Source organism: Sporomusa sp. (assembly GCF_057736855.1).
Genome location: NZ_JBYKYF010000373.1, coordinates 1 through 2,545, shown reverse-complemented (window position 1 = coordinate 2,545; position 2,545 = coordinate 1). Strand labels below are relative to the sequence as shown.

2 protein-coding genes are annotated in these 2,545 nt (G+C 41.6%); one reads left to right on the top strand and one right to left on the bottom strand.

Going from position 1 to position 2,545, the window contains the following annotated elements; genetic code table 11:
- On the bottom strand, positions 1 to 408 hold a 408-nt coding region (locus AC29Z1_RS16410), incomplete at its 3' end, for a Clp protease N-terminal domain-containing protein (protein ID WP_488272525.1).
- Positions 409 to 819: 411 nt separating this feature from the next.
- Here AC29Z1_RS16410 and AC29Z1_RS16405 point away from each other — a divergent pair.
- On the top strand, positions 820 to 2,545 hold a 1,726-nt coding region (locus AC29Z1_RS16405), incomplete at its 3' end, for a putative bifunctional diguanylate cyclase/phosphodiesterase (protein WP_488272524.1).

Below are 2,545 nucleotides of genomic sequence, written 5' to 3'. Positions count from 1 at the left end.
CCGGTTTTTGGTTAAACCAAAATTATGGCAGACAGCCACTACATCGCTGTCACCATCATCGGCAATGGCAATCAGCAGATGCTCGACACTAATATATTCGTCTTTCATGGCTTTCGCTTGTTTTTCAGCCAAGGCCAATACCCGAATCATGGCGGTATTCATTCTCAATCCGCTGTCTTGGCCGCGAACCGAGGGCAGTGCTTTAATTAACTGCTCCAATTTAGCGGTTAGCATGCGGACATCAATCTGTAATTGGGACAAAAGATAGGCCATAATGCCTTCTGCATCTTTAACTAATGCCAGTGCCAAATGCTTGGTTGTTAGCTCCTGATGGTAATGTAAGGCTGCCAGTTGTTGCGCCTCCTGTAAGGCAGCAGACGCTTTCTGGGTATATTTCTCACTGTTCATATGTCTAACCTCCTCAAATAGTAGATATGGGGTTTCTTACGTCATTGGTAAATATAACAATATCTACAATTAAAGACTAACAGAAACGTGTTATTAATTGGAGTTGGATAAACAGCAATACAGAATGATTTTTGCGGATAAAACGCGGATTTGCTGAAAAATAATAGCCAGACGTAGCGTGTCTAACTTTTACTGACTTTTTGACTTTAATTGACTTTGAAGGTTTCCAAGGGATTGGCGGCTTAGTAGTTTGTAAATCTTTTGAACATTTCTTAACAAAGAGCATATATTTCCAAAAAAATTACTTAAAAAAAGACCTGCATTTCTATTGTATTATTGTATAATGGAGGGGAGAAAAAAATACTGCCTTATTCATGCTACAAGATATTACAGGAAGATGGTGCAAAATTTTTGGGTAACGGAGTTGATTTTGGCGTCAGTGCAATTGTTTCGACTCTCCTTTTAATTAATTTTTATTTTGTAATAAAAGTACATCAATCTAGGCGAAAAGAAGCGCTGTTATTGCAGCAAAATGAGGAACTTAGGTCAATTCAGGTAAGGTTGGCTACCCAAGTACAAGAGCTAACGCAGCAGTTGAATGAAATATATGTGAACGAGGAAAAAGCCCTGCAACAGGAAGATTTGTACCGTCTGGTGGCTGAAGGCTCGAATGATGCCTTATGGATATGGGATATGGTTACTGATACCCAGATTGTGTCTGACCGTGGGCGGGAGATGCTAGGATTTTCTGAACAAATAATCAACTCTAAGGAAAAATGGAAGAAACTTATTCATCAGGAGGATTTGCCGCATATGCTGGCCAAATTAGAGGAGCATTTGAGCGGTAGTAACCCTTTTTATGAGGTTGAGTATAGGATTGCTGTACCTGAAGGTGGTTATCGCTGGGTGTTATCCAGAGGCAAGGCTCAGTTTGACAGCCAGGGACGGCCAATACGAATGGCTGGTTCTTATACTGATATTACTGAACGTAAGTTCAAAGAAGAAAAAATTAGTCATATGGCCTATTATGATGCACTTACCGGTCTGGCTAACCGAGAAATGCTGACAGAAACCATTAATCAGGCATTAGCTAAGTCCCGAGAAGATGGGTCACAGGGAGCGGTATTATTTATTGACATTGACAATTTCAAACAGATTAACGATACATACGGTCACTCCTGGGGCGATAAACTGCTTGTCACTATTAGCAGCATGCTGAATGCCTTGATATATGACAAAGGCATGGTGGCCAGGTGGGGCGGAGACGAGATTATCATTTTTTTACCTAATATGGATAGTGACAAGGATTTTGCTGTCTATGCTGATACCATAATGGAACTGCTGGAGCAGCCTATTGTGGTACATGAGCATGTTTTTTATATTACAGTCAGTGCTGGTGTTGCACTTTATCCTGTGCATGGCGATACGATTGACGAACTTCTACGCAATGCTGACACCGCGATGTATTTAGCTAAAAATTCTGGTAAACGTACTTATATGATGTTTAATAAAACCATGCGTGAAGCTGTAGTAGAAAAAACGCAGATGGAAGTCAGACTGCGTCGAACGCTGGAGCAGCAGGAACTTAGACTGCTTTATCAACCCCAGTGTAATTTAAAAACCGGTCAGGTAAAAGGATTTGAAGCCTTGCTTCGCTGGGAAAGTCCAGTTTATGGCTTGGTGTCGCCGCTAAAGTTTATTCCGTTGGCAGAAGAAACTGGTCTTATTGTGGAGATGGGAACTTGGGTATTGGAACAGACCTGCGCTTTTAGCCGGCAACTGTATGACCAAGGTTACGGATGGTTGTATACGGCAGTAAATATTTCAGTTGTTCAACTCATGCAGGAGGACTTTGTTGAAACCGTGACAGCCGTACTGGCTAAAACCGGTTTACCGCCCAAATATCTGGAATTGGAAATTACCGAAAGCGTATTAATGGAACAATTCGAGGAGAATGTTCGAAAACTGGAGGCCCTTAGAATATTAGGAGTGCGGGTTGCTCTTGACGACTTTGGAAGTGGTTATTCGTCCCTGACGTATCTAAAAAAATTGCCAATAACGGCTTTGAAGATGGATAAGGCTTTTGTTGACGATATTGCGGTTGGCGGTATTGATGCTGCCATTACCGGCAGTATTA